The following is a 2,365-nucleotide window of genomic DNA, read 5'->3' on the forward strand; positions in this document are numbered from 1 at the left end:
TCTTTAGGGAGAAAGAATATATGTGGGAATTATTTGTAATTCTACTTTCGCTCGGGCTGTTAATGTATACAGCTTACAAGGGCTTTTCAGTCATTCTCATGGCACCAATTTGTGCCTTACTTGCTGTTCTACTCATTAACCCTGCCAATGTCTTACCGTTTTATTCGGGTGTATTTATGCCCAAAATGGTGAACTTTATTAAAGATTACTTTCTTGTATTTTTACTCGGAGCAATCTTCGGTAAAGTCGTTGAAATGTCAGGAATTGCTGAGTCTATTGCTCGAACCATTGTAAGATGGATTGGAGCAAAAAAGGCTATTTTAACCGTTGTACTCTTAGGTGCAATTTTAACCTATAGCGGTGTGAGTTTATTTGTTGCTGTATTTGCAATTTATCCCTTTGCAAACCAACTTTTTAGACAAGCCAATATTCCAAAACGTTTAATTCCGGGAACCATCGCGCTTGGTGCATTTACATTTACCATGGATGCTTTGCCTGGTACGCCGCAAATCCAGAACGTAATTCCAACTACTTTCTTTGGTACCAATATTTATGCAGCGCCATTTCTAGGAATTATCGGTGCGATTTTTGTACTATGCATGGGTTTGGCTTACTTAGAATGGCGTCGCCGCGCAGCTGCAAAAGCTGGTGAAGGTTACTCTGGTTTTGGGGTAGACGATGCGGCTTCTCAAGAAATTGAAGCCGACATGAACTTGCAAAGTAATGGAAGTACGGCTCGTCAGTTTTTAGCGTTTGTACCCCTTATTCTTGTTGCAGTAATGAACAAATATTTGTCTAAAGCAATCAAAGAGTGGTATCCAAATGGCTTTGATTTTGCCGCTGTTGGTTTAGCTGATTACACCGTAGATGTTGCAAAAACTGGTGCGATCTGGGCAGTGGGTCTTGCACTTATTGTCGGGATTATTTCTGCAATTTTGTTTGATTATCAGCGTGTAGTGACGAATTTTAAAGAGGGCATTAATGCCAGTATTGGTGGATCGCTTTTAGCAGTGATGAATACAGCTTCTGAGTATGGTTTCGGTGCAATTATTGCGTCATTACCAGGCTTTGCTTTGATTAGCCATGCAATGAGCAGTACCTTCACAAATCCTTTAGTAAATGGCGCTGTGACGACAACCGTTTTAGCAGGTATTACCGGTTCAGCTTCTGGTGGTATGAGTATCGCTTTAAGTGCGATGGCTGAACAATATAATGCCGCAATTTTAGCCGCTGGTATTCCACCTGAAGTTATGCACCGTGTGGTTGCGATGGCGTCAGGTGGTATGGATACACTGCCGCATAATGGCGCTGTTATCACTTTACTTGCGGTTACAGGTTTAACCCACAAACAGTCCTATAAAGATATTTTTGCAGTTACAGTAATTAAAACAGTAGCGGTATTTGTGGTGATTACGGTCTTTACCGTAACAGGTATTGTTTAAATCAGCACGTGATAAGTATTAAGGAGTAAATAGATGACGAAACTTTTAGACGGTAAAGTTGCTTTTATTACAGGTTCTGCAAGTGGTATCGGCTTAGAGATTGCTAAGAAATTTGCTCAAGAAGGTGCCAAAGTTGTCATTTCTGATATGAATGCTGAAAAGTGTCAAGAAACGGCGAACTCACTTAAAGATCAAGGTTTTGAGGCATTATCTGCACCATGTGATGTAACTGATGAAGATGCTTATAAACAAGCCATTGAGCTGACTCAAAAGACCTTTGGTACAGTTGATATCTTAATTAATAATGCTGGTTTCCAACATGTTGCACCTATTGAAGAGTTTCAAACGGCTATTTTTCAAAAGCTAGTTCAGGTTATGTTAACAGGGGCATTTATTGGTATTAAACACGTTTTTCCAATCATGAAAGCTCAAAAATATGGTCGTATTATTAATATGGCTTCAATTAATGGCTTAATTGGTTTCGCTGGAAAGGCTGGTTATAACAGCGCGAAGCATGGCGTGATTGGCCTAACAAAAGTTGCGGCATTGGAATGTGCACGTGACGGTATTACAGTAAATGCTTTATGTCCGGGTTATGTAGATACGCCATTGGTTCGTGGGCAAATTGCAGATTTGGCTAAAACTCGTAATGTGAGTTTAGACAGCGCACTTGAAGATGTAATTTTGGCAATGGTTCCTCAAAAGCGTTTGCTATCTGTTGAAGAAATTGCTGACTACGCAATTTTCCTTGCGAGTAGCAAAGCTGGTGGGGTAACAGGCCAAGCTGTCGTTATGGATGGTGGCTACACAGCACAATAATTTATGTGTTTTATAAAAGCCGCTTATTTTAAATAGGCGGTTTTTTATTGATTAAAAATTTACGATAGTCTACTGTTCAAAATAATGATTTATCTCTACTGTAT

2 protein-coding genes are annotated in these 2,365 nt (G+C 39.7%); both read left to right on the forward strand.

The genetic code is table 11. The features are described from left to right. The first annotated feature begins 20 nt into the window (after nt 1-20). Nucleotides 21-1,442: a GntP family permease gene (locus HUN22_RS16520; protein WP_174731655.1), complete on the forward strand. Its 1,422-nt coding sequence runs from the start codon at nt 21-23 to the stop codon at nt 1,440-1,442. Nucleotides 1,443-1,475: 33 nt separating this feature from the next. Beyond that, nucleotides 1,476-2,261, forward strand: coding sequence for a 3-hydroxybutyrate dehydrogenase (locus HUN22_RS16525; RefSeq protein WP_174731658.1), 786 nt, complete (start codon nt 1,476-1,478; stop codon nt 2,259-2,261). Nucleotides 2,262-2,365 lie beyond the last annotated feature (104 nt).

The sequence above is a fragment of the Acinetobacter lactucae genome (genome assembly GCF_013344765.1).
GTDB classification, from domain to species: Bacteria; Pseudomonadota; Gammaproteobacteria; order Pseudomonadales; family Moraxellaceae; genus Acinetobacter; species Acinetobacter lactucae_A.

Bases quoted from the DNA above. Each gene is read 5' to 3' on its own strand.
- HUN22_RS16525 (WP_174731658.1), top strand. From the start codon at position 1,476: ATGACGAAACTTTTAGACGGTAAAGTTGCTTTTATTACAGGTTCTGCA.
- HUN22_RS16520 (WP_174731655.1), top strand. From the start codon at position 21: ATGTGGGAATTATTTGTAATTCTACTTTCGCTCGGGCTGTTAATGTAT.